At 70.0% G+C, this 23,599-nt stretch carries 23 protein-coding genes; 10 read left to right on the top strand and 13 right to left on the bottom strand.

The window, feature by feature from the left end:
• Positions 1–42 precede the first annotated feature (42 nt).
• Both JKG67_RS15640 and JKG67_RS15635 read left to right on the top strand, forming a co-directional pair.
• Positions 43–702, top strand: a complete 660-nt coding sequence (locus JKG67_RS15640; RefSeq protein WP_203338265.1) for an RDD family protein — start codon at positions 43–45, stop codon at positions 700–702.
• A 444-nt stretch (positions 703–1,146) separates the two neighbouring features.
• Positions 1,147–2,331 (top strand): MFS transporter, encoded by a 1,185-nt coding sequence (locus JKG67_RS15635; RefSeq protein ID WP_203338264.1) that lies wholly within the window; start codon positions 1,147–1,149, stop codon positions 2,329–2,331.
• A gap of 70 nt (positions 2,332–2,401) precedes the next feature.
• Here the strand turns inward: JKG67_RS15635 and JKG67_RS15630 are convergent, their stop codons facing one another.
• The 5 genes from JKG67_RS15630 to JKG67_RS15610 all read right to left on the bottom strand — a co-directional run bounded on the left by JKG67_RS15630 (position 2,402) and on the right by JKG67_RS15610 (position 9,035).
• On the bottom strand, positions 2,402–3,916 hold the full coding sequence (locus JKG67_RS15630) for a hypothetical protein (protein ID WP_203338263.1): 1,515 nt from the start codon (positions 3,914–3,916) through the stop codon (positions 2,402–2,404).
• Positions 3,903–4,619 carry a hypothetical protein gene (locus JKG67_RS15625; protein ID WP_203338262.1) on the bottom strand — a complete coding sequence of 239 codons (717 nt, stop codon included), beginning with the start codon at positions 4,617–4,619 and terminating at the stop codon, positions 3,903–3,905. Before JKG67_RS15625 ends, JKG67_RS15630 begins: the two co-directional genes overlap by 14 nt.
• Positions 4,616–5,371: an ABC transporter ATP-binding protein gene (locus JKG67_RS15620; RefSeq protein ID WP_307816593.1), complete on the bottom strand. Its 756-nt coding sequence runs from the start codon at positions 5,369–5,371 to the stop codon at positions 4,616–4,618. Before JKG67_RS15620 ends, JKG67_RS15625 begins: the two co-directional genes overlap by 4 nt.
• A gap of 248 nt (positions 5,372–5,619) precedes the next feature.
• Positions 5,620–7,803 carry a 3-hydroxyacyl-CoA dehydrogenase NAD-binding domain-containing protein gene (locus JKG67_RS15615; protein ID WP_203338261.1) on the bottom strand — a complete coding sequence of 728 codons (2,184 nt, stop codon included), beginning with the start codon at positions 7,801–7,803 and terminating at the stop codon, positions 5,620–5,622.
• 23 nt (positions 7,804–7,826) lie between these two features.
• On the bottom strand, positions 7,827–9,035 hold the full coding sequence (locus tag JKG67_RS15610) for an acetyl-CoA C-acetyltransferase (RefSeq protein WP_203338260.1): 1,209 nt from the start codon (positions 9,033–9,035) through the stop codon (positions 7,827–7,829).
• A 53-nt stretch (positions 9,036–9,088) separates the two neighbouring features.
• On the opposite strand from JKG67_RS15610, the gene JKG67_RS15605 reads away from it, so the two are divergent.
• On the top strand, positions 9,089–9,796 hold the full coding sequence (locus JKG67_RS15605) for a MerR family transcriptional regulator (RefSeq protein ID WP_203338259.1): 708 nt from the start codon (positions 9,089–9,091) through the stop codon (positions 9,794–9,796).
• Positions 9,797–9,811: 15 nt separating this feature from the next.
• Here the strand turns inward: JKG67_RS15605 and JKG67_RS15600 are convergent, their stop codons facing one another.
• Complete coding sequence (locus tag JKG67_RS15600) at positions 9,812–11,323, bottom strand: DEAD/DEAH box helicase (RefSeq protein ID WP_203338258.1); 1,512 nt, start codon at positions 11,321–11,323, stop codon at positions 9,812–9,814.
• Positions 11,324–11,613: 290 nt separating this feature from the next.
• Positions 11,614–12,978, bottom strand: coding sequence for a cytochrome P450 (locus JKG67_RS15595; RefSeq protein ID WP_238998539.1), 1,365 nt, complete (start codon positions 12,976–12,978; stop codon positions 11,614–11,616).
• 179 nt (positions 12,979–13,157) lie between these two features.
• On the opposite strand from JKG67_RS15595, the gene JKG67_RS15590 reads away from it, so the two are divergent.
• Positions 13,158–15,257 carry a DUF2207 family protein gene (locus tag JKG67_RS15590; RefSeq protein ID WP_203338257.1) on the top strand — a complete coding sequence of 700 codons (2,100 nt, stop codon included), beginning with the start codon at positions 13,158–13,160 and terminating at the stop codon, positions 15,255–15,257.
• Between the two features lie 59 nt (positions 15,258–15,316).
• On the opposite strand, the gene JKG67_RS15585 is transcribed toward JKG67_RS15590, so the two are convergent.
• The 4 genes from JKG67_RS15585 to JKG67_RS15570 form a co-directional block, all read right to left on the bottom strand.
• Positions 15,317–15,961 (bottom strand): DUF5701 family protein, encoded by a 645-nt coding sequence (locus JKG67_RS15585; RefSeq protein WP_203338256.1) that lies wholly within the window; start codon positions 15,959–15,961, stop codon positions 15,317–15,319.
• Positions 15,962–16,064: 103 nt separating this feature from the next.
• The gene (locus tag JKG67_RS15580) at positions 16,065–17,216 is read right to left on the bottom strand and encodes a CaiB/BaiF CoA transferase family protein (RefSeq protein ID WP_203338255.1); all 1,152 of its coding nucleotides are present in this window, start codon (positions 17,214–17,216) and stop codon (positions 16,065–16,067) included.
• Between the two features lie 64 nt (positions 17,217–17,280).
• The gene (locus tag JKG67_RS15575) at positions 17,281–17,604 is read right to left on the bottom strand and encodes a hypothetical protein (RefSeq protein WP_203338254.1); all 324 of its coding nucleotides are present in this window, start codon (positions 17,602–17,604) and stop codon (positions 17,281–17,283) included.
• Between the two features lies 1 nt (position 17,605).
• The gene (locus JKG67_RS15570) at positions 17,606–17,983 is read right to left on the bottom strand and encodes a hypothetical protein (protein WP_203338253.1); all 378 of its coding nucleotides are present in this window, start codon (positions 17,981–17,983) and stop codon (positions 17,606–17,608) included.
• Between the two features lie 75 nt (positions 17,984–18,058).
• On the opposite strand from JKG67_RS15570, the gene JKG67_RS15565 reads away from it, so the two are divergent.
• The 6 genes from JKG67_RS15565 to JKG67_RS15540 all read left to right on the top strand — a co-directional run bounded on the left by JKG67_RS15565 (position 18,059) and on the right by JKG67_RS15540 (position 22,643).
• Positions 18,059–18,505 carry a hypothetical protein gene (locus JKG67_RS15565; RefSeq protein WP_203338252.1) on the top strand — a complete coding sequence of 149 codons (447 nt, stop codon included), beginning with the start codon at positions 18,059–18,061 and terminating at the stop codon, positions 18,503–18,505.
• Positions 18,506–18,549: 44 nt separating this feature from the next.
• A complete protein-coding gene (locus JKG67_RS19315; RefSeq protein WP_238998537.1) occupies positions 18,550–19,215 on the top strand; it encodes a hypothetical protein in 666 nt (221 codons plus the stop codon).
• Positions 19,216–19,219: 4 nt separating this feature from the next.
• Positions 19,220–19,612, top strand: a complete 393-nt coding sequence (locus JKG67_RS15555) for a hypothetical protein (RefSeq protein WP_203338251.1) — start codon at positions 19,220–19,222, stop codon at positions 19,610–19,612.
• A 65-nt stretch (positions 19,613–19,677) separates the two neighbouring features.
• A complete protein-coding gene (locus JKG67_RS15550) occupies positions 19,678–20,001 on the top strand; it encodes a hypothetical protein (RefSeq protein WP_203338250.1) in 324 nt (107 codons plus the stop codon).
• 95 nt (positions 20,002–20,096) lie between these two features.
• Positions 20,097–20,624 (top strand): PadR family transcriptional regulator, encoded by a 528-nt coding sequence (locus tag JKG67_RS15545; RefSeq protein ID WP_203338249.1) that lies wholly within the window; start codon positions 20,097–20,099, stop codon positions 20,622–20,624.
• A gap of 15 nt (positions 20,625–20,639) precedes the next feature.
• A complete protein-coding gene (locus JKG67_RS15540; protein WP_203338248.1) occupies positions 20,640–22,643 on the top strand; it encodes an NADPH-dependent 2,4-dienoyl-CoA reductase in 2,004 nt (667 codons plus the stop codon).
• 6 nt (positions 22,644–22,649) lie between these two features.
• Here JKG67_RS15540 and JKG67_RS15535 read toward each other — a convergent pair whose 3' ends face one another.
• Positions 22,650–22,976 (bottom strand): hypothetical protein, encoded by a 327-nt coding sequence (locus tag JKG67_RS15535; protein ID WP_203338247.1) that lies wholly within the window; start codon positions 22,974–22,976, stop codon positions 22,650–22,652.
• A 171-nt stretch (positions 22,977–23,147) separates the two neighbouring features.
• Positions 23,148–23,573, bottom strand: a complete 426-nt coding sequence (locus JKG67_RS15530) for a hypothetical protein (RefSeq protein WP_203338246.1) — start codon at positions 23,571–23,573, stop codon at positions 23,148–23,150.
• Positions 23,574–23,599 lie beyond the last annotated feature (26 nt).

The following is a 23,599-nucleotide window of genomic DNA, read 5'->3' as shown; positions in this document are numbered from 1 at the left end:
GTAGGGTGGCCCGCGTTCTCGGAAAACTCATGAGGGGAAAACATGTCCGACCCGAATACGCCCAACGAGCAGCCGCCCAGCGACCAGCCGGGGAGCTACCCACCACCGCCGCCGAACCAGCCGGGCTCCTACCCGCCGCCGCCCCAGCCGGGTTATGGCCAGGCCCCTCAGCCGGGCTACGGCCAGGCCGCTCAGCAGCCCTACGGGCAGATGCCCCCGGCCGGCGTACCGAACCCGTACGCCCACTGGGGCAAGCGCGTGGTCTCCTACCTGATCGACAGTCTGATCGTGTCGGCAGTGATGCTTCCGTTCATGGTGATCTACGGGATCTTCCTGGGCCTGTCGGTGCCCTCGGACCCCTACGCGCCAGCGACCGAGGTCAACGGCCCGATGTTCGCCATCTCGATGATCTTCCTGTTCCTCGGCATCGTCGCCGGCCTCGCCGTCTTCGTCTGGAACACCTGCCTCAAGGGCGGTCGGACCGGCTGGAGCATCGGCAAGGGCGTGATGGGAATCCGACTGCTGAGCGCACAGACCGGCCAGCCGATCGGCGCCGGGATGGCGTTCGTCCGGCACTTGGCGCACATCCTGGACAGCCTGCCCTGCAACCTCGGCTACCTGTGGCCGCTGTGGGACGAGAAGCGGCAGACCTTCGCCGACAAGATCCTGAACACGGTGGTGATCGAGCAGCCCAAGCCGTAGTCGGCGCTGCGGCGGATCACGACACGCCGGTCGGGAGGATTACCTCCCGACCGGCGTCGTGCGTTTGAATGGACGAAGGCCCCTCGCGAGTATGAGTCGCGAGGGGCCTTCTGCTGACCGGGTCCGGTGACGCTTCCGGTCGACAGTCCCGGTGTCCCCAACCCCGACGGCTTCGTCACCCTTCCGTCGCGATCCGGCTCCGGCCTGACGGCTGTTGCCCGATCGTATGGGTCGGATCCTGAATCGGATCTGCCCCGCCGCCCTTCCCGAGTTGCCCCGGTCCGACGACGTAGGACAGTTCTACGCCCGCCGCGCCCGCCTTGGCAAGGGATTGCGGCGACATTCTCTCGGTTCTACAGGCCTACGGCGTGTCGTCCACAGTCATCCGGGCGTTGTCCACACCTCATCCCCAGGTTCATCCACCGGCGGCACTAGGCTTCGCCAGTGACTCCGGTCGACCAGCCCCGCCTGCCGACGCGGCTCACCGTGGTCTACGGACTGGTGGTCGTCGCCGCCTTCGGCTCCTGGTTCTACGGGTACGGCGTCCTGATCTCACCGATCGTCGCCGACACCGGCTGGTCCGAGGGATGGCTCTCCACGGCGTACGGCGCCGGCCTCTTCCTGGTCGGTCTGGGCGCGCTGGTGACCGGGCGGGCGATCGACCGGGTCGGGCCACGCAGCGTCTTCGCGGTCTGCGCCACCGGAGTGGCGGTGGGTGCCGTGGTCACCGCCACCGCACCGAATCAGACCGTCTTCGTGCTCGCGGCGATGGCCACCCAGACGTTCGTGGGCAGCGCCGGCTACTACGTGGCCGTGCACGCCACCATCGCCCGACTGTCCCCGGATGACCGCACCCGCGCGATCACCGTGAACACCCTGTGGGGGGCGTTGGCCAGCCCGATCTACCTCCCCTCGATGGCGCTGTCGGTGACCCTGGTCGACTGGCGGCCCACGGTGCTGATCACCAATGCCACGGTGGTCGCGGCGTTCCTGCTCGCAGCCGCCTGCTCGCCCGCGCACGTGCCCACCTTGGCCACCGGGCCGCGGCGCAGCGTGCTGGGCGACCTGCACCATTCGGTCACCGATCCGGTGATCCGCCGGCTGCTGCTGGTCGCCCTGTGCAGCGGCTTCGTCTTCTCGGTGCTGTTCCTCTACCAGGTGCCGGTGATGATCACCGCCGGGCTGGCGCTGGGCACCGCGTCCGCGTTGGCCGGACTGCGGGGCCTCTTCCAGCTGGCGGGCCGGCTGCCGCTGCCCTGGCTGGTACGCCGTTTCGGCTCCCAGCTCGTCTTCCGGGTCGGGTTGGTGATGCTGGCGGCGGCGATCCTGGTGATGCCCCTGACCGGCAACCCGGTGATCGCGGTGACCTTCGCCGTGGTGGCCGGGTTCGCCGTCGGCGCGGCCTCCACGCTGGAGAGCGTGCACAGCGCCGAGGTGGTCGACGTGGCCGCGATCGGGATGGTGCTGGGCACCTACTCCTTGGTCCGCGGCATCGGCGCCGCCATCGGGCCGGTGACCGGTGGCGCCCTCACCGAGCTGGCCGGCAGCCGGTTCCCGGCGCTGGTGATGATCGCGGTCCTCGCGCTGGTCGCCGCCGTCTGGGTGCCTCGCAAGGCGGAGGCTGGGTGAGCGGCGGTGTCCGTGAGCGGTGCTGTCCGTGAGCGGTGCTGTCCGTGAGCGGTGCTGTCCGTGAGCCGCCTCAGGCGGCCACGGTGGCGATCACCTGAGCGCGACGGTCGCTGTCCAGCCACTCGGCCCTGGCCCGCACCAGCCGACGCAACGCGAACAGGAGCAGCGGGGTGGCACAGGCCAGGGACAACTCCCAGGCCCCGAACCTGGCCAGCCCGGCGAACAACACGCCGGTCAGGGTGGTGACCACGGCCAACCGGGCCGAGTAGCCGACCATCGTGACCGGTGGGGCCGGTGTCGCCCGAGCGCTGCGCAGATCCACTGCATGCGGGTTGCGGACCGACCAGAGCATCCCCGAACCGACCGCCTGGGTGGTGACCACGACCAGGGTGCAGGCCAGCGCCACCACCTCGCCACCCGTGGGAACCCCGGCCCCCACGGCAGCCACCGCGAGGCTGACCAGGGCGGCCAGCACCACGAACTCGGTCAGCACCCAACAGCGTGCCGTGAACACCAGTCCGGGCGAGACCGGCAGATTGGCCCGCCACAGGGCACCCCGACCGTCCAGCGACCAGACGTTCACACCGAAGAGCAGCACGGCACCAGAGATCACCAGCCCGGGCAGCACCGTCATCGAGTCCCACCCGATCCGACCCGCCGCCGCGATCACCCCCGGAGCGAGCGCCAGCATCGCGGCACCGCGCCGCATCGGCACCGCCCGCCACACCGAGGTCCGGTCCACCCGGACCAGAGCGGCCAGGTCCGACCTCGGCTCGGCTCGCGGCGGATGACTTCCCGACTCGAGTCGTTGCTCGTCCCGAGGCATCCGCGACGCCGCCCAACGTGCCGGCCAGATCCCGACCACCGTCGCCAGCACGGCCATCGACAACACGGCCAGGACGACATTCACCCAGATCTTCCCCGGGCCGACGATCAGCGCCACCACCAGCCACACCGACGGGGACCGGTCCAGCAACGTGCTGATGTTGCCGGTGGCCCAGATCACCGCAGCACTCGCCAACGCGGCCACGCCCACCGAGCGCACCAGGGCCACCCCGGCCGGGCCACGGCGTACCGCCTCGACCGTCCAGGCCACCGCCTGACCGATGGCCGTGGCGGCCAGGATCCACAGCACGCACACACATTGCGCCCAGAACAAGTACTGCGTCCCGACACCGAAGGCGGTGGCTCCCAGCAGCAGCCACGCCTGCATCAACCAGGCGATGTTCAGCGGCGCGAGGAGCAGCGCGCCCAGGTGATCGGTGGCGGGGCTGATCGGGAACGGGGCCGCCTGATCCCGAGGGATCAGCTCCCGGCCGCCGCCCGAGGAGATCGCCGAGATGCTCACCAGCACCAGGAATGCCACATAGCCCGACGACAGCAGGATCAGCGTGTCCACCGCCGCCCCTTCCTGCCCGGCTCCGGGGATGTACGCCGGCAGCACCGCGACCAGGGCGGACAGCGTCAGCATCGCCACCACCGCCCAGCGGCCCCGATGGTTCCTGGCGGTGGCCAGGCGGAACTGCAGGACGTACCCCAGATCGCGCACCGGTCCGAAGGGCCTGCGGCGCCTAGTCGCGGTCACGGATGCCTCCGGGGACGAGGCCGCTGCGGCCCTGCCACTCGCCGTACTCGGCCAGTGGTCGGAACCGCAACGTGGTGAACTCGTGGTGGAAGTCCTTGCGCCGCCGCTCGGCCATCGCGTCGGAGTGCCGGGTGGCGCCCGGGTGCTCGCCGCGGCCGTGCACCATCCGGGTCATCTCCTCGGTCGATCGCCAGATCGAGAAGGTGGCGATCGTGCGCGGCGGCCGCATCGCGGCCAGCGCGAGGGTGGTGGCCGGGTGGTCGCGCACCTGACGCTCCACCGGCTTGCCCCAGCGCAGGAACCGCGGCAGTTGGGTCAGGTTGAGGCGCGCCAACGTCACCGCGACCACCGGCTCGTCCGGGTGCCCCGGCTCCGCGGGCTCGGCGAACTCGGGCAGCGCCGAGACCTGGCCCCAGCGGCGCAGGAACTCCAGCCGGACGTGCCAGCCTGCCGCCAGCCGCCGACCCAGCGGGTGAGCGGTGAGGAACGCGTCGAGTGCCTCCTCGTCGCGCCAGGTCGCGAACATCGCCATCCGACCCAACTGCATCCGAGCCGGGGACACCGTCGGTGCGCCCAGCCGCATCGACGCCAGGCACTCGGCGTCCTGGAGGCCGGGGACCGTCGCCGACGTTGGCGGCCTGGTCAGGGCTCGCGCGGTGCTCGACGGCGGCACTGCCGCGAGGTGGAACGAGTGCACGGTCACGTCGCGGTCAGCAGTCGACGATAGTTCTCGGCGCCCTCGGATCCGCTGAGGGCAGCGACCGCCATCGGTTCGGCGGCGGCACCACCGCGGAGTACGACGGCCACGTCGCAGGCCTGCACGGCCAGCTCACGCAGGTGGGTGGAGAGCACCACGCAGGTGCCGCGGCCGGTGGCCTCGGCGATGGTGGTCATGGTGGCGTCGACCCCGACCGGGTCGACACCGTCGAAGGGCTCGTCCAGGAGCAGCACCTGCGGCTCGTGGAAGGCCGCCAGCAGCACCGACATCCGGCGGCCCATGCCGTGCGAGAAGCCGCCGGTGACCCGGTGTGAGACCGAACCCAGTTCGAACCGTTCCAGCAGGTCCCGGGCCCGGCCCTCCCAGCCTCGTCCCAGCCGGCGGAGGCGGGCGGCGAGCTGCAGATGCTCCCAGGGAGTGGCGCGGGGCACCAGGCCGCCGATGTCGGGGCAGTAGCCGGTGGCCCGGCGTACCCCGATCGCGTCGGCGACCGGATGGCCGGCGACGGTGACCTCGCCCGCGGTCGGTGGGACCAGCCCGGCCAGCACCCGCATCGTGGTGGACTTGCCGGCGCCGTTGCGGCCCAGAAGCGCGGTGGCCAGGCCCGACCCGGCGGTCAGGTCGATGCCGGCGACCGCCTCCACCTCGCCGAACCGGACGACCAGCCCGCGCACCGTGACAGCGGCGTTGGCGCGCAGGGTGCTCAGGGCGACCGGGGCGGTGTCTTCGGAGGTCACCCGCCCATCCTCCCCGACCGCCGGTCAGGCTGGTGCGGATTCTTCGGGAACCACGGACTTTCGTCCCGGGTCGGGGGGCCACAAACCCCACCTCGGGCGGCCACGAACCCCACCTCGGCGGGCCACGAACCCCACCTCGGCGGGAAATGGCACCGCGCCCCGACCTGTTCGGGTCGGGGCGCGGTGTCAGGTGTGCAACGTGGGCAACCTCGGCCCACCATTTGTGACACTTCGGCGGGCGAGATGGGCTACTTCGTGGGGAAGGTGGCTCCGGACTCGGCGACGGCGACCAGGCTGGCGGGCGGGGTGAACCGCTCGCCGTACCGCTCGGCCAACTGACGCGCACGGGCCACGAAGCCGGCCGGGCCACGGCCGGTCTCGCCCTCGAAGCCGTTGATGTACTGGATCGGACCACCGGTGGCCGGCGGGAAGCCGATCCCGAAGATGCCGCCGATGTTGGCCTCGGCCGCGGACATCAGCACGCCCTCGTCGAAGCACTTGACGGTCTCGATCGCCTCGACCACCAACTGCCGGTCGGCGATGTCGGCGAAGGGGATCTGCTCCTCGGCGGCCGGGAAGACCTCCGCGAGCCCCTCCCACAGGCCGGTGCGCTTGCCGGACTCGTCGTAGGAGTAGAAGCCGGCACCCTTGAGCTTGCTGGAGCGCCCCGCCTCGATCATCTTGTCCACCACCGCGAACGCCGGGTGGTCGACGAACTCGACACCCTCGGCCTCGGCGGCCGCCTTGCCGGCGTTGCGGATCTTGACCATCAGCTCCATGTTGAGCTCGTCGGTGATCTGCAGCGGACCGACCGGGTAGCCGGCCTGCATGGTGGCCCGCTCGATGCTCATCGGGGCGACGCCCTCACCGAGCATCGCCAGACCCTCGTTGATCTGGGTGCCGATCACCCGGGAGGTGTAGAACCCCCGGCTGTCGTTGACCACGATCGGGGTCTTGCGGATCAACTGCACCACGTCGATCGCCTTGGCGGTCGCCTCGTCAGAGGTCTCCGCGCCACGGATGATCTCCACCAGCGGCATCTTGTCCACCGGGGAGAAGAAGTGCAGCCCGATGAAGTCAGCCGGCCGGTCCACGCCGGTGGCCAACTCGGTGATCGGCAGCGTCGAGGTGTTCGAGCACAGCAGCGCGTCGGGGTTGATGTGCTCGGCGATCTCCGCGAAGACCTTGTGCTTCAGACTCGGGTCCTCGAAGACGGCCTCGATCACCAGGTCGCAGCCCTTGGCGTCCGCGGGATTGTCGGTCGGGGTGATCCGGGCCAGCAGTTCGTCGGACTTCTCCTGCGTCAGCTTGCCGCGGGAGACGGCCTTCTCGTTGATCTTGGCCGAGTAGGCCTTGCCCCGCTCGGCGGACTCGACGGAGACGTCCTTGAGGACCACCTCGAGACCGGCCCGGGCGCAGACGTAGGCGATGCCCGCGCCCATCATCCCGGCACCGAGCACGACCACCTTGGTGGGCTTCCAGACGTCGATGCCCTGGGGGCGCAACGAGCCGGAGTTGATGGCCTGCAGGTCGAAGAAGAACGCCTGGATCATGTTCTTCGCCGTCTGGCCGGTGACCAGGCTGGCGAAGTAGCGTGACTCGATCCGCGACGCGGTCTCGAAGTCGACCTGGGCGCCCTCGACGACCGCGGACATGATCGCCTCGGGAGCCGGCAGCCGGACACCCTTGAGCTGCTTGGCGAGGCTGGCCGGGAAGGCGGGCAGCATGCCGGCCAGCGCCGGGTGCGACGGGGTGCCGCCGGGCATCTTGTAGCCCTTGGCGTCCCAGGGCTGGATCTTGGCGTCGTCGTTGTCGGCGTTCGCGGCGATCCAGGCCTTGGCGGCCGGGAGCAGTTCCTCCACGGAGCCGACGAGTTCGTCGACCAGACCCTTGGCCTGGGCGGCGGCGGGCTTCATCCGCTGACCCTGGACGAGGACGTCCATCAGCGCGGACTGTACGCCGAGCATCCGGGTGACCCGGGTGACGCCGCCGCCACCGGGGAGCAGCCCGAGGGTGACCTCGGGCAGGCCGATCTCGTAGCGGCCGTCGACCGCGATCCGGTGCCGGAAGGCGAGCGCGATCTCCAGGCCACCGCCGAGGGCGGCGCCGTTGATCGCGGCGACCGTGGGCACGCCGAGCTTCTCGATGCGGCGCAACTGGGCCTTGATGCCTTCGGACTTCGCGAAGACCTCGTCGGCCTGGTCGGGGCCGATCGCCTGCAGTTGGGTGAGGTTGCCGCCGGCGAAGAAGGTCTTCTTGGCGCTGGTGATGACGACACCGGCGAGACCTTCCTCGGCCTCGAGTTGAGCGACGGCGGCCTCCATGGACTCGCCGTACAACTCGTTCATGGTGTTGGCCGAAGCCGTGGGGTCGTCGAGGGTGAGTACGACGATTCCGTCTGCGTCCCGCTCATAGCGGATGGCGCTGGTCATGAGTATGAATGTCCTTCCGGTTGTCAGACGCGCTCGACGATGGTGGCGATGCCCATGCCGCCGCCGACGCAGAGCGTGGCCAGGCCGCGGCGCAGGTCGCGTCGCTCGAGTTCGTCGATCAGGGTGCCGAGGATCATCGCGCCGGTGGCGCCGAGCGGGTGTCCCATGGCGATGGCGCCGCCGTTGACGTTGGTGATGTCGTGGCTGATGCCCATGTCGCGCATGAACCGCATCGCCACGGCAGCGAACGCTTCGTTGATCTCGAAGAGGTCGATGTCCTCCACGCCCAGTCCGGCCTTGGCCAGCGCCTTGCGGGCAGCCGGGGCGGGGCCGGTGAGCATGATGGTCGGGTCCGCGCCGCTGACGGCGGCGGAGATGATCCGGGCCCGCGGGGTGAGCCCCATCTCCTGGCCGGCCTGCTCGGTGCCGATCAGCATCAGCGCGGCGCCGTCGACGATGCCCGAGGAGTTGCCGGCGTGGTGCACGTGGTTGATCGACTCCAGCCAGTGGTACTTGGCCAGCGCCACGTCGTCGAAGCCGAGGTCGCCGTGGAAGGCGAACGACGGCTTGAGACCGGAGAGCGACTCCACGGTGGTGCCGGGGCGGATGAACTCGTCCTTCTCCAGCACGGTCAACCCGTTGCGGTCCCTGACCGGGACGACGGAGTTGTCGAAGTAGCCGTTGGCCTGGGCCTTGGAGGCACGGGCCTGGGACTCGACCGCGTAGGTGTCGACGTCCTCACGGCTCCAGCCCTCGACGGTGGCGATCAGGTCGGCGCCGATGCCCTGGGGCACGAACGCGGTGTCGATCGCGGTGCGCGGGTCCATCGCCCAGGCGCCTCCGTCGGAGCCCATCGGCACGCGGCTCATCGACTCCACGCCGCCGGCCAGGATCATGTCCTCCCAGCCGGAGCGGATCCGGCCGGCAGCCTGGTTGACCGCCTCCAGTCCGGACGCACAGAAGCGGTTGAGCTGGACGCCGGCGGTGGTCTCCGGGTAGCCGGCCGCAATGGCGGCGGTCTTGGCGATGTCGGCACCCTGGTCCCCCACCGGGGTGACCACGCCGAGTACGACGTCGTCGACCCGGTTCGGGTCAAGGTTGGGGTTGCGGGTGCGGACTTCGTCGAGAAGCCCGGTGACGAGGTCGAGCGGCTTCACCTCGTGGAGGGAGCCGTCCTTCTTCCCCTTGCCGCGAGGCGTGCGCAGGTGGTCATAGACGAATGCATCGGTCATGGGGACGATTGTGACACTATTACTGTCACAATCGTCAAGGGGCTGGACAGAACATGGACAATCTCACACTCACCGAGGTGACCCAACGGGTCGGCATGAGCGTGCGGAACGTGCGCTTCTACACCAGCCGCGGGCTGGTGCCGCCGCCGGTGCGGCGGGGTCGTTCGGCGTACTACACGTCCAGCCACGTGGCTCGGTTGGAGCTGATCCAGGAGCTGCAGCTGCACGGATTCACCCTGTCCGCGATCGAGCGCTACCTGGCCGACGTACCGCCCGATGCGGCTCCGGAGGAGATCGCCCTGCAGCGGACCATGCTGGCGCCGTGGAGCAGCGGCCTGTACCTGGAGATGTCCCGGGCCGAGCTCGCCGAGAGGTGCGGGCAGGAGGTGACCGACGAGCGGTTGGAGATGCTCAAGACCCTCGGCGTGGTCCGGGACGGCGACGACGGCCGGCTTCTGGTCGCGCTGGCGCACCTGACCGTGGGGCTGGAGTTGCTGGAGATGGGGTACCCGCTCGAGGCCGCCCATGCGGCGGCCAAGGTGTTCGCCGAGCACGGCCGCGCGGTCGCCGAGGAGTTGCGCGAGATCTTCCTCAACGAGGTCAAGCCCTGGTATCAGGGTGTCTCATCGGAGTCGATGGGGCAGATCCTGGACCGGCTCAAGCCGTTGAGCCTGGCCGGCCTGGTGGCCGCCTACGAGGATGCGGTGAACGCCCGGCCCCACCGGGACACCCGCGGCACCGACTCCGCCACGACGCGCTGAACGCGTCGTACCGGATCAGCGGCCGGAGCTGAACGAGGCGGCGCTGTGGCCGCGGCTCGCGCCACCGGAACGACCGCCGCCGGAGCCGCCGGAGCGACCCGCGCCGGAGGGACCGTTGGGGCGCGACCGGTTGCCGCCCCGGGAGCGACCCCCGCCGGACCCGCCGTTGCTGGTCGTGGCACCGGACTTCGCGGCACCCGAACGTGCGCCACCGGAGCGAGCACCACCGGAACGACCGGAGCCGCCCTGGCGGGAACCACCCTGGCCGGAGCCGTTGCGGCCGGACTGGCCGCCGCGGCGACCGCCGCCACCGGAGGACGGGACACCGCCCTCGGGGACGTAGCCACCGGCGACCAGTAGCCGCTCCCCCGGAGCGAGCTCGGTGAGCACCGGGTGGCTCGACCCGGACAGCCGGGTGGTGGTCGCCTTGATGCCGGCGGCCCGGGTCAGCGCCCGGACGTCGCGCACCTGGTCATCGGTCATCAGCGTCACCACGGTGCCCTCGGCGCCCGCGCGAGCCGTCCGGCCGGAGCGGTGCAGGTAGGCCTTGTGCTCGGTCGGCGGGTCGGCGTGCACCACCAGCGCCACGTCGTCGACGTGGATGCCGCGGGCGGCGACGTCGGTGGCCACCAGGGTGTGCGCCTTGCCGGAGTGGAAGGCGTCCATGTTCCGGGTGCGGGCGTTCTGGCTCAGGTTGCCGTGCAGGTCGACCGCGGGCACACCGTTGCTGTTGAGCTGGCGAGCCAGCGCCTTGGCGCCGTGCTTGGTGCGGGTGAAGACGACGGTGCGGCCCGGGGCGCTGGCCAGGTCGACCAGGACGCCGAGCCGGTGGGCGCGGTCGATGTGCAGCACGTGGTGGCTCATCTGGGACACCGGCGACTGCGCGGAGTCGGCCTGGTGGGTGACCGGGCTGGTGAGGAACTCCTTCACCAGGGTGTCGATGGCGTTGTCGAGGGTGGCCGAGAAAAGCAGGCGCTGACCGTTGCGGGGCGTCTGCTTGAGCAGCCGTCGTACGCCGGGCAGGAAGCCCAGGTCGGCCATGTGGTCGGCCTCGTCGAGGACGCTGATCTGGATGTCGCTGAGCGAGCAGTGGCCCTGCTTGATCAGGTCCTCGAGGCGGCCGGGGCAGGCCAGGATGATGTCGACGCCGCGGCGCAGGCCCTGGACCTGCGGGTTCTGACCGACGCCGCCGAAGATGGTCAGCGTGGTCAGTCCGGCGGACTTGGCCAGCGGAGCCAGGGAGGCTTCGATCTGGGAGACCAGCTCCCGGGTGGGGGCCAGGATCAGGGCCCGCGGGGCGCCCTTGCGCGGCGCGCGCCGTTCGGCGTCGAGGCGGGCCACCATCGGCAGCAGGAAGGCGTAGGTCTTGCCGGAGCCGGTGCGGCCCCGGCCGAGCACGTCACGACCGGCCAACGAGTCGGGCAGCGTGGCCGCCTGGATCGGGGTCGGGGTCTCGATGCCGAGGTTGGCGAGAATGGTGGACAGGGCAGTGGGCACGCCGAGGTCGGCGAAGGTCTGGGCAGACAAGGGGGGTTCTCTTCCGTAAGGCGTCTCGCCACGGCCCCAGATCCCGAGGTGTCGGGGGGAACCGACCTGCGGAGCACGTGGATCGTGCTGCGACGACAGGCGTAGCTCGAGGCAAGATCGGACGAACTACACGGATGATCCTAGCGGGTGAACGCTCCCACCCGACAATCGTCGGATTATCTGCGTCACGTCACGTCACGACGAGGGCACCGATGGAGGCGTGATGTGCACCGTGACCCCGTCGATGATCAACGGGGGCAGATCAATCAACGGCCCTGCGCATTGTTCACTCAGACCGGCATCGCCGAGGTGGCCAGGGTGGCCGGGAGTCGTTCGAAGCCGCGCAGGATGCGGGTGCTGCGGCGCTCGGCGCCGGGCTCCAGGCGCAGGTCGGGGAAGCGGTCGAAGAGGGTGCGCAGCCCGACCTCGCCCTCCATCCGGGCCAGTGCCGCACCGAGGCAGTAGTGGCGGCCCGACGAGAAGGCGATGTGCTCGCGGGCGTTGGGACGGGTGACGTCGAAGGAGCGCGGGTCGGTGAAGACCTCGGGGTCGAGGTTGGCTCCGCCGAGCAGGCAGACCACCACGGTGCCGCGACGCATCGGCACGCCGAGCACCTCGGTGTCGGACTGCGCGATCCGGCCGGTGAGCAGCACCGGCGAGTCGATGCGCAACACCTCGTCGACCGCCCCGGCCCAGTGCTCGGGCTGTTCGGTGAGCAGCGCCAGTTGCTTGGGGTTGCGGGCGAGCAGGTCGATGCCGTTGCCGAGCAGGTTGACGGTGGTCTCGAAGCCGGCGGCGAGCACCAGCCCGGCGATCGAGCGGAGTTCGACGTCGGTGAGCCCCTCGCCGCCGTCGGTGACCGCGACGAGTTGGCTGAGCAGGTCGTCGCCGGGGTTGCGGCGCAGCGCGTCGAGGTGTCCGGTGAGCCACTCGTCGAAGTCGCGCAGCGCGGCCTCGACCTCGGTGAACTCGCGCCAGGACAGCCCCAGGTCGAGGCTCGGGGCGGCGGCGCCGCCGAAGCGGAGCACCAGCTCCCGGTCGGCCTCGGGCACGCCGAGGATCTCGGCGATCACGGTCACCGGCAGCAGGCTGCAGTACGTCGCGACCAGGTCGACCGGGCTGGTCGGGTCGATCCGGTCGAGCAGGTCGTCGGCGATCTGCTGGGTGCGGCCACGCAGTGCCTCGACCGCGCGCACCGTGAAAACCTTGGAGACGAGCTTGCGATAGCGGGTGTGGTCGGGAGGGTCGGTGACCAGCAGTGAAGGCGGGGTGAGCGGACCCAGCGGCGCGCCCCGGGAGCCCCAGGCGGCCAGTCGGCCGAACGGGCTGCCGCCGCCGTCACCGGGCACGAAGCCGGCGCCGAAGTCATGGCTGGAGAGCACCTCGCGGGCGGCGTCCATCTGCGCGGTGACCATCGCGTACTTCCCGCGGTAGAACGGTCCTTCGGCACGCAACCGGTCCAACAGTGGCTCCAGCTCGGCCAGGTCGGGGCGGTGGGTGGCCAGGAACATCTGCCCGTGCAGGTCGCCCTTCTTGGCGGCGGTGCTCAGCAGGGTCCGCGGCATCGCATGCCCCAACGCCCACCGGACCCGGGCCTGCCCTCGACCCGCCACCCACGACACCATCCCGTTCCCGTTCCCGTTTCCCATTCCCATCCCCCCACCCTAGTCCCGCCGAAGTGGGGTTTGTGGCCCGCCGAGATGGGGGTTGTGGCCCGCCGAGGTGGGCGTTGTGGCCCGCCGAGATGGGGGTTGTGGCCGGGTCCCACCACCACGACGTACGGTGCAGCGACGGGCGCGGACATGCGGTGCGAACGCGGCTAGACTCCCCGCCCATGCGGCACAGACTCGGGTGGCTGCCTGCGCCAGCAGCCTTGACGCTCCTGCTCGTCCTCCTCGTGGGGTGGCCGGCCCTCACCTGGGGGGCCGGGAGCGACACCGACGATGGCGACGAGCCGATGACCATCGAGCACTACCAGGCCGAATTCACCATCGACGACAACGGGACGTTGACGGCGGTGGAACGGATCAGGGTCCGAGTCCCTGTCCACCAGAGCTGGATCATCCGGCACTTCGACCACCATGACCCCGTCGTCCCCGGCGCCCGGCGCGTCCCCCGTGACATCGAGGCGCGGCTCACCGAGGCACACCCGAACGCCGACGGCCTCAAGGCGATCCAGCGGCGGATCCAAAGCCAGTCGGAGCGAACCCGCGAGGTGGACCACGAGCCGGTCTATGCCGATCCCGACCGGTCCGCCGAGTTCTACGAGGGCCAGGTCCAGCACTACACCGAGCGAGCCGAGATGTACGAGGGCTTCCGGGTGAGGACGAAGGCTTCGGTCAGGCAGAGCGAAGAGCACGTCGCGAGGTACCCGGGGATCGAGGAGTTCAGTGACATCCTGGCCAGCACTCGGGAGCGACTAGCTGGGTATGAGGCGGACGTCGACAGAGCCCAGGCTCTCGTGGCGCACTATGAGGAGCTGGTCGCGCGGGCGCGCGCGGGGACCCTTGACCCGGTGCAGAACTACCTGGAGTGGAACATGCTCGGCCCCAGCGCGGGCGCCAATCGGGTGATGACCACACTCGAGGAGTCGGGGCGGGTGACGGCCGTGCTGATTGGGAACCACGTGGTCGGCATGCCGCCCGGCTCCTACACCTACGAGATTCGCTATGCGTTCGACGACGCCCTGCTTCCCTCCGCGCGGGGGGCGACGACGTCCCGGTTCCGCTGGCACCTGATCCCCGGCGGCTGGCCGCAGCCGATCGCATCGGCACACCTCACCGTGAACCTGCCCGGCGCCGCTTCGAAGGTGCAGTGCGAGATCGGTGCCGCCGCGCACACATGTGGCGAGGTCGCCGGTGAGGGCACCGGCACCCTGGTGGTGCACGCCTCCGGGATCCCGCCTCGCACCCCGGTCACGGTGACCGGAGACATCGCGGTCGTTCCGCCGAGCAACAGCCTGCTTCCCTGGTCGGCACGCTGGGATCGAGTGCTGGGCACCGATCCGCCACGCCTCGGCTGGGTTCTCGCACTGGCGGCGCTGGCCTTCCTGGCCGGCCTGTTGATCGTCCGTTGGGCACGGGAGCGCCACCCCACACCCGCTCTCCAACTCACCCCGCCGGACGACATCGGGCCGGCGCAGACGTCGTACCTGCTCACCAAGCACGTTCCCGACAGCGCGTTGGAGATGTCGGTGATGCAAGCCGCGGCGCGCGGCGCCCTCCGGGTGGAGGCGCGCGGCTCCCAGTGGAGCATCACCCGGACACCGGAGTACGACGCCCTGCTGCAGCACATGGATCCGGTGACCCAGGCGGCGGCCAAGGCCATCCCCGCCAGGGGCCTCCACTTCGGCCCGAGCAGCGCGCAGGCCGGCAAGGTGCTCGCCGAGGGCCGGGCGGCCGTGCAGAAGGCCACCCGGTCGTGGGCGCTCACCGACAAGTACGTCGGGCGCCGGTGGTGGATGTTCCCTGTCCTGGGCGCCGTGGTCGTCGCCGCCGGCACTGTCCTCTGGGCGCTCGTCCACGAGCCGATGCAGATGCGGGCGGTCGCTCTGGTGCCCGGCATGTTCGCGATCGCCGCAGTTCCGCTGTTCAAGCCGGCGGCCCGGAAGCGTCGTACGGCGAAGGGCCGTGAACTGTGGGCACAGATGCTCGGCTTTCGGGCCCGGATGGCCGGCACCGCCCCCGACACCGCTGAGCTCGCCGGAGACGGTGCGGAGGAACTCGCCGGGTATCTGCCGTACGCGATGGCCTTCGAGCTCACCGCCCCGTTTGCGGCCTCCTGGTCGGAGGTGGCCGGGTCCGGCCACCTTCCGCCCTACCTCGTCCACACCGGACGGGCCTCACGTACGCCGAGTCTCGACGCTGTCACGGACCGCCTCGCCGCGGACGTGGGCAGCGCAGTGGCGAGCTATGCGTCATCACGTCGCTCCTGACCGAAGCACCGGTAGCGGCCATCTCGGTGGCAGGTTGGCGACCGCGTGACGGCTCGGTGTCAGGCGACTCGCGCGGCGGTCGAGGCGACACCGAGCCAGGTGTGCGGGTTGCCATCCCAGCACCAGCCGAGCTTGGGCGCTCGATCAGCGATCCACAGCGCCGGCACCCGACGGTCACCGCGCCGGGAGCCAGACAGCATGAAGCACTTGTTCTTCTCCAGCAGGTCGGGGCGCTGGGTGATCAGGGCGATCCCCTCGGCGATCGTCAGCGGGGTCCGGCCGCGGCTCCGGATCACCGGGAGCGCCTCCTCGGGTCGCACGTCGCAGAACTCCTCGCCACGCTCCACGTCCACCAGCAGGTACGGGCTCGCCGGCACCGCCAACTCGGGCAACGGACGGTAGCCGTGCAGGTCACCGGGACCGTGGTTGCGGTCGACCACACCCGGCGGCATCGGCTTGCGTGCTCGCGGGCCGGCAGGCAGCCGCAGCAGTGGCACCGCGTCGTACGGATCCACCTCCACCACCACGACGTACGGGGCATGGCCGGGGCGCAGTTTGTCGGCAGGCGGAGCGAGAGTCGCGAGCGGCGCCAGCAGGTCGCGGAACCCGGCTTCGTCACGTCCGGTCAGGGCCGGGTAGCCGAGTGAGACGAGCCGGTCGATCTGTTCGCTGACGGTGGGATGGTGGGAGTGGGTGATGGGCACCTCCGGGTCGGGGACTGGAGGTGAACGAATCAGCCGGCCCAAGAGTTCCCGACGGGATCCGCGCCACGAACCTTCCGCTCTTGCCCTCAGCCAGCCGACGGGCTCACACCTGGGTGGCCACACCCTCGGCGATCAGCGCATCCACGTCAGCGACACCCCACGCGGTCAGCGCCGCCTTGGTGTCCGCGCCGGGGGCGCTGGGCGGGATCGAGAGGGAGGCCTCGGTGCGGGAGAACCGCGGTGCTGGCGCGGGTTGCACAACACCGTGATGCTCGGTGAAGATCCCGCGGGCGGCGATGTGCGGGTGCTTGGTGGCCTCGCTGATGGTGAGCACCGGCGCGACACACGCGTCGGTGCCGGCGAAGATCTCGTCCCACTCGGCCAGCGTCTTGGTGCGGAACGTGTCCGCGATCAGGGTGCGCAGCGCGTCGTACTGAGCCGGGTCGTGCCGGTTGGGGGCGACCTCGGCGATGCCGAGCCGCTGGATGAAGTCGGCCCAGAACTGCTCCTCGAGCGCACCGAGGGTGATGTGCTCCCCGTCGGCGGTCTCGTAGATGTCGTAGTAGGGGACGCCGCCGTCGAGCATGTTGCTGCGTCGCTTCTCGACGTACCCGCCGCTGGCCAGCCAGGCGGCTGCCATCGTGTTCAGGTGGGCAGTGCCGTCCACGATCGCGGCGTCGACGACCTGGCCCTCCCCGGAGACGCGGGCCTCGAGCAGCGCGGCGAGGATGCCGATCACCAGGTACGTCGAGCCGCCACCGAAGTCGCCCAGCAGGTTCATCGGGAAGTGCGGGCGGTCCGGGTCCTGACCGAGGCCGTGCAGAGCGCCGGTGATCGCGACGTAGTTGAGGTCGTGACCGGCTGAGTGCGCCAGCGGGCCGTCCTGACCCCACCCGGTCATCCGGCCGTAGACCAGCCGGGGGTTGCGGGCCAGGCACTCGTCGGGGCCGAGACCAAGCCGCTCGGTGACTCCGGGGCGCATGCCTTCCACCAGGACGTCGGCCTCGGCGACCAGGTCGAGGACGGTGGCCACACCGCGCGGGTCCTTCAGGTTGAGCGCCACGCTCGGACGACCCCGGGTGAGCAGATCGCCGGTGCCACCACCGAGCAGCGCACCACCGGCGCGGTCGATCCGGATCACGTCCGCGCCCAGATCAGCCAGGATCATGCAGGCGTGCGGGCCGGGTCCGATGCCGGCGAGTTCGACGATCTTGATGCCGCGAAGCGGGCCGGTGCCCTGACCAAGTGCTGTCATGGACGTGGATTGTTGCATGTGCCAGTGACTGTCGAGGAGGTCGCCGACGTGAGGGGGTCGGATGTTATCCGGAGGTCAGCCCGACGAGTACGACGAAGAGCACCAGCCCGGCGACGAAGCTGGCCGCACCAGCCAGCATCAAGCCGAGCTCTCGCAGGTGCGCGGGTCGCTGCGCCGGGTCGATCGCGTCGACTCGGGCTCGGTCCGCCTTCAGCATCAGGGCCGCACCCGACAGCATCAACGCCGAGCCGACCAGCCCGGCAGGGGCAGAGTTGCCGACCGCGGCGATCGCCGTGACCAGCCCGATCACTCCAGCCGCCCCGGCCAGGAACAACGCCTCATACCGGCGCTGGCGGTCCAAGCGCTCCGAGTGGTGATCCGTGAACACGTCAGCCCAGGGTGTCCGCGAGTTTCACGGTGGCCGCCAGACCACCGAAGAGCAGAACCCCACCCAACGCGGTCCAACCGAACTCGCGGCCGTAGGAGCCGAGGTGCTCGGGCCCGATGGCATCTACCCGCGCCCGTTCGGCGCGCCGGAATGCGTACGCGCCGGCCAGCATCAGCACTGGACCGATCAGCATCACTGGGGCACGCATCACGAGCGCTGCCGCACCGGTCCCGACGCCCAGCGTCAGGGCGGCCCCGAGGAGCACCCAGTGCTGGAGCCGATTGCGCCGGTCAATCTGATGCGCGTTCTCTTGGCGACGGTCTTCCAACCACTCGGTCGCGTCCTGATCCCGTCCGGGTACTGGTCGGTCGGCGGTCATGGTTTCCTCCCTCCACAGCCGAACGTCTCGGACATGCAGTGTTTCAAACGGTGAACTCCTGGGTATCACGATTCCATGGGATTCGAAGTAGTTGAGGAAGACCTCGAAGCAGCGGCGGAATCGTTCCGAGAGTTGGCAGCTGACACGTCGCTGGTCCACAGGTATGTGGACCAGTATCTCAATGGAGAGTACTGGTCGAACAGGGGAATGTTCGCCACCTCCCGCGCGACGGTCACCAACACCATGCACACGCTCCTGGCAGTCGTTGAGAACCTGCGCACAGCCCTGGATGCGTCAGCGGAGGAGCTTGATCTGGCCGCTGCGCTGTACCGCGGCACGGACGAGTCCGTGCGCGCCACCATGGACAACACCTACGTGCCGGATCCAGCTCTACCCGCCGGGCAGAGGTACGACGACGTGGTGCGCCCATTCGAAGACACGGTGCCCGAGCAGCCTGCGGACGGCTTCGTCGCTCCGTCCGCGCCCGTACCGCCCAGCGGCGGCGGAGGGGGTTCGTGGTGACTAGTCCAAGTGATGTTCTGCACGTCCCCTACCCGAGCCAGCCGATGCCCGAGCTCCTTGAGGAGCTGCTCGGACTGGGTTCGTGGCTGAGCCCCTCGGCGATGTTGATGAAGGGTATTGACTGGGTCTTCGGGTTCAATCCCGGCGAGGAGGCTGCCCGCTGGGTCGCCGGCGACTGGCGCAGGCTGAGCGTGGCCTCGAGCGCACTCGGACAGATCGCCGAGTACGCGCATGCGGTCGGCGCGGCGATCCATCGCGTGACCGGCGATGTCACGGCCACCTGGCACGGGAACGCCGCCCAATCCGCCCGGGTCTACTTCGAGGGATTGTCGGTGACGCTCGAGGGGATGCGCCAACCGCTCACTGGCGCCGCCAGGGAGTTCCAGCAGGTGGCGTTCGGGATGCACCAGATGACGCAGGCCCTGGCGGGCATCTTGGAGTCGTTGATGGACAGGCTCATCTCCATCGGCATCAAAGCGCTTGCCGCCACAGCCACCGCGAAGACCATCATCGGGGGGATCGGCTTCGGGTCCTGGGCCGCCTACGACGTGTGGAAGGCCACCCAGATCTGGCGAGACGCCATCCAGGCCCATGACGCGGCCCTGGCCTTGACCCAAGGGATCACAGGCCTGACCGCAGGCTTCCTAGCTGCCCTCGAGTCTGCGAACCTCGCCCTGCCCGCTGAGGGCTACGACCACCCGGGAGTTTGACACGATGAACACCGAATGGAACTCGATCAATGCGTTCACCGGCGGTGACCGGGTCGAGGCAGCCCAACTGACCAAGGCGCTCGAAGCCATCCGGGACAACATCGAGGACCGGGAGGTAGCCCGCGCGGTGGCGTCGGTGCTGCAGGGTCAGCGGACCCTGCGGGAACTCACCCGGGACCCCGCCTTCGTGACAGCGGCGGCCGGGGCGATGGAGGAGTTGAGCGCTCAATGGGAGGAGATGACTCCCGAGGAGCGCGTCCGACTGGCCGAGCAGGGCAAACGGGAGACCGAGGCGCTGCGGGAGGACCTGGGGATGGACCCGGAGATCGACGCCCCCGAGATCGGGTTGGACGGCCCGGCGCTGGGTAGGCCCGAACGCCCCAGCGACACCCCCTAGGCGGGCACCCGCCGAACGCCGGCGCATGACTAGCGGTGCCGGAGCGTCGCGGCGTACCGTGAGTTGTGACTTGGCGTGTCTGGAGTCTTGCCAGTGCCGGTGTGGCCGCGGTGACGACGGCGGTCTACCTGGTCCTGGTCTCGGGCGAGGGCGACACCGCGTTCTGGGAGGTCTTTCCCTGGGCCGCGCTGATGGTGCTCGCCACCACGGCCTCGTTGTGGTCCGGGCTGAGCCGACATGTCGCGGTCGGCCGGAGCATGGCGATCGCGGCGGCGGCGGTGCTGGGAGCCCTCGGGGTGGTCGCACTGTTCAGCGTCGGCATCGGCTTCATGCTGGCCGCCATCCTGGCTGCTGTGGCGGCGATCCTGGCGGCGAGCCCGCCCACCTGAGGACGTCATGCGTGGTGGCTGCCCCCGCGACCAGGGAGCATGACTCCCACCACAGGGGCTTGCAATTTGTTGCATAGGTGGCCGATGATCGGGACGTGGCCCTCGAACACGCCCTCCTGGTGTCGCTGAGCGAGCGTCCCGCGTCCGGACTGGAGTTGTCCCGGCGCTTCGGGCGCTCGATCGGCTTCTTCTGGAGCGCCACCCACCAGCAGATCTACCGAACCCTCGCCAAGATGGAGGAGGGCGGACTGGTGAGCGTCACCACGGTGACCCAGACCGGCCGCCCCGACATGAAGGTCTACGAACCCACCGACGCCGGCCGCGACGAACTCGCCCAATGGCTGGCCACCCCGTCCGGACCGGACGCGTTCCGCTCCGACCTCGCGGTGCGGATGCGGGGAGCGTCGTACGGCGACATCGCGGCCGTGCTGGACATCGTCAAGGAGCATCTGGCCGACCACCAGACCCGACTGGCCGCCTACGAGGCGATGCAGGCCCGCGACTACCCGCAGCCCGACCAACTCACCGGCGCCGACCTGGACCGCTACCTGGTGCTGCGCGGCGGCATTTTGATGGAGCAGGGCTGGATCGCCTGGCTCACCGAATACCTCGACGCCCACTGAACCGAAAGAGACACCATGTCCTACCCGCACCTGACCAGCCCCCTCACCATCGGCGACCTCACCCTGCGCAACCGGATCGTGATGGGCTCCATGCACACCGGGCTGGAGGACATGCGCTGGGACATCCCCAAGTTGGCGGCGTACTTCGCCGAACGCGCCCGCGGCGGCACCGGCCTGATCATCACCGGCGGCTACTCCCCCAACAAGCGCGGCTGGCTCAAGCCGCTGGCCTCGGAGTTGAGCACCCGCCTGCAGGCGATGCGGCACCGGGAGATCACCGGGGCGGTGCACGATGAGGGTGGCGCGATCGCACTGCAGGTGCTGCACGCCGGCCGCTACGGCTACCACCCGCTGAGTGTCAGCGCGTCGACCCGCAAGTCGCCGATCACCCCGTTCAAGCCGTCGGCCCTGTCCACCAAGGGCGTCGACCGGACCGCCACCGACTTCGCCAACTCGATCGCTCTGGCGCGCAAGGCCGGGTACGACGCGGTCGAGGTGATGGGCTCGGAGGGCTACCTGATCAACCAGTTCCTGGCCGCCCGCACCAACGACCGCACCGACGCCTGGGGCGGCACTGCGACGAAGCGGATGCAGTTCCCGCTCGAGATCGTCCGCCGGGCCCGGGAGCTGGTCGGCGAGGAGTTCCCGATCATCTACCGGATCTCGCTGCTGGACCTGGTCGAGGGCGGCCAGACCTGGGACGAGACGCTGGATCTGGCGCACGCCCTGGAAGAGTCCGGGGTGAGTGTCTTCAACACCGGCATCGGCTGGCACGAGGCGCGGGTGCCGACCATCATCACCCAGGTGCCGCGGGCGGCCTGGCGCTCCTACACGGCCCGGCTCAAGGCCGAGGTGTCGGTGCCGGTCTGTGCCTCCAACCGGATCAACACCCCCGACATGGCCGAGCAGATCCTCAGCGCCGGCGAGGCGGACCTGATCTCGATGGCCCGCCCACTGCTCGCCGACCCCGAGTTCGCCAACAAGGCCGCGGCCGGCAGGGCCGATGAGATCAACACCTGCATCGCCTGCAACCAGGCCTGCCTCGACCACGTCTTCAAGAACCAGAAGGCCTCCTGTCTGGTGAACCCGCGCGCCTGCCACGAGACCACGCTGGTGCTCGCCCCGACCCGTACGAAGCGGACGGTCGCCGTGGTCGGCGCCGGCCCGGCCGGCCTGGCCGCGGCCACCTCGGCCGCCGAGCGCGGCTTCGCGGTCACCCTGTTCGAGGCCGCACCGCAGATCGGTGGCCAGTTCCGGCTGGCCATGCAGATCCCGGGCAAGGAGGACTTCGCCGAGACGCTGCGCTACTTCGGTCGCCGGCTGGAGGTGCTCGGCGTCGAGGTGAAGCTGAACACGCAGGCGAATGCCACCGACCTCGCGTCGTACGACGAGGTGATCGTGGCCACCGGCGTAGCCCCCCGGGTGCCGGCGATCGACGGCGTCGAGCGCGCGGTCCGCTACGACGAGGTGCTCAACGGGTCGGTGACGCCGGGCAAGAGGGTCGCGGTGATCGGCGCCGGCGGCATCGGCGTGGACGTCTCGCACTTCCTCAGCCACGACCCGGCGGACACCGACGAGGACTGGATGGCACATTGGGGCGTCGGCGACCCGGCCGTGCACCGCGGCGGCCTCACCGACCCCAAGCCGCGCACCCCGATCCGTGAGGTGACGCTGGTGCAGCGCAAGACCACCCCGATCGGCATCGGCCTGGGCAAGACCTCCGGATGGGCGCACCGGGCGGTGCTCAAGCAGTCCGGCGTGGTGCAGGTGAGCGGCGCGTCGTACGACCGGATTGACGAGCGCGGCCTGCACGTGACCGTGGACGGCGAGCAGCGGCTGATCGAGGCCGACACGGTGGTGCTGTGCGCGGGTCAGGAGTCGGTGCGCGGGTTGTACGACGAGCTGGCCGACGCCGGCGTCAACGTGCACCTGATCGGTGGCGCCGACCTGGCCGCCGAGCTCGACGCGAAGCGGGCGATCGACCAGGGCACCCGGGTGGTCGCTGCCCTCACCGGCTGACCCTCGTCAGCAGGGCTCGTGGGGCGGCACCAGACGATGGTGACCGCCCCCCGTGCTCACCAGGGCCACAACGGTGGCGCGCACCGATGAGAAGTTGAGATACCAAGTTCCGAACTCATTGCCTGTGAAGTGCAGGCGCTGCTCGAACTCTCCATGTTGACTCGTGCCCCGAACCGTGACCATCCGGTCAAAGCCCATCCCGACCTCCTCGATGGAGGATTCGTCAACCACCACAGTGGCACCGCCGTGCTTGCCGAGCAGTGCGTCGATGTCATCCGACGCATCGACCTGCCTATGGGCAAGCCGTCTCAGCGCCTTGGGGATTGTTCTCAACTCACGGCCTGCACATAGAGATCCAACGCTTCTTCAAACGATGCGGGCTTCTGATCGCGCAACGCCTGGGTGACAAACACTCCCACGCCTACCACTGCACGGTCGAGCGGCTTGTCCCAGAACGAGGGTTCAGCAGCCCGACCATGACGTCCAGCAGGTCACTGGCCGCGGTCAGCACCAGCGCGGCTGGGCCAAGACCGCGATCGACACGGCTGCCGCTGCGAATCCGCTGAGGCAGACAGTCACCGTGGTGACGCGAGTCCAGCGGAGCGCCTTCACCCAGGCCGGGCTCGCCACGATGGCCCGCCCACTCGGGGGCCGACTGCGACGCTCCACCACGACCACCGTCGCCAGGCTACTCACGGCCCCGAGCACCCAGGGCCACCCGGTCTCCAGTTGGCTGAGCGTACGACGCCACTCAAGCAGGAACGGGACCCCGACCACCACCGCCGGGAGCCACCAGTACCGTGCCCGACCCTGCTGGGGAAGCCAGACGTACGCGGCCAGGGTCGCGCCCCAGACACCGATCCCGACTCCGACCCAGAACAAGACACCGAGCCAGTGTGGGCCAGCGAACTCCCAGCCACAGTGCGTCACGAGCGTGATTGTGCCACTGGCGGGCG

Origin of the sequence: Nocardioides limicola (genome assembly GCF_016827675.1) — a bacterium.
GTDB lineage: Bacteria > Actinomycetota > Actinomycetes > Propionibacteriales > Nocardioidaceae > Nocardioides > Nocardioides limicola.
This window is presented reverse-complemented; position numbering and strand designations above follow the sequence as displayed.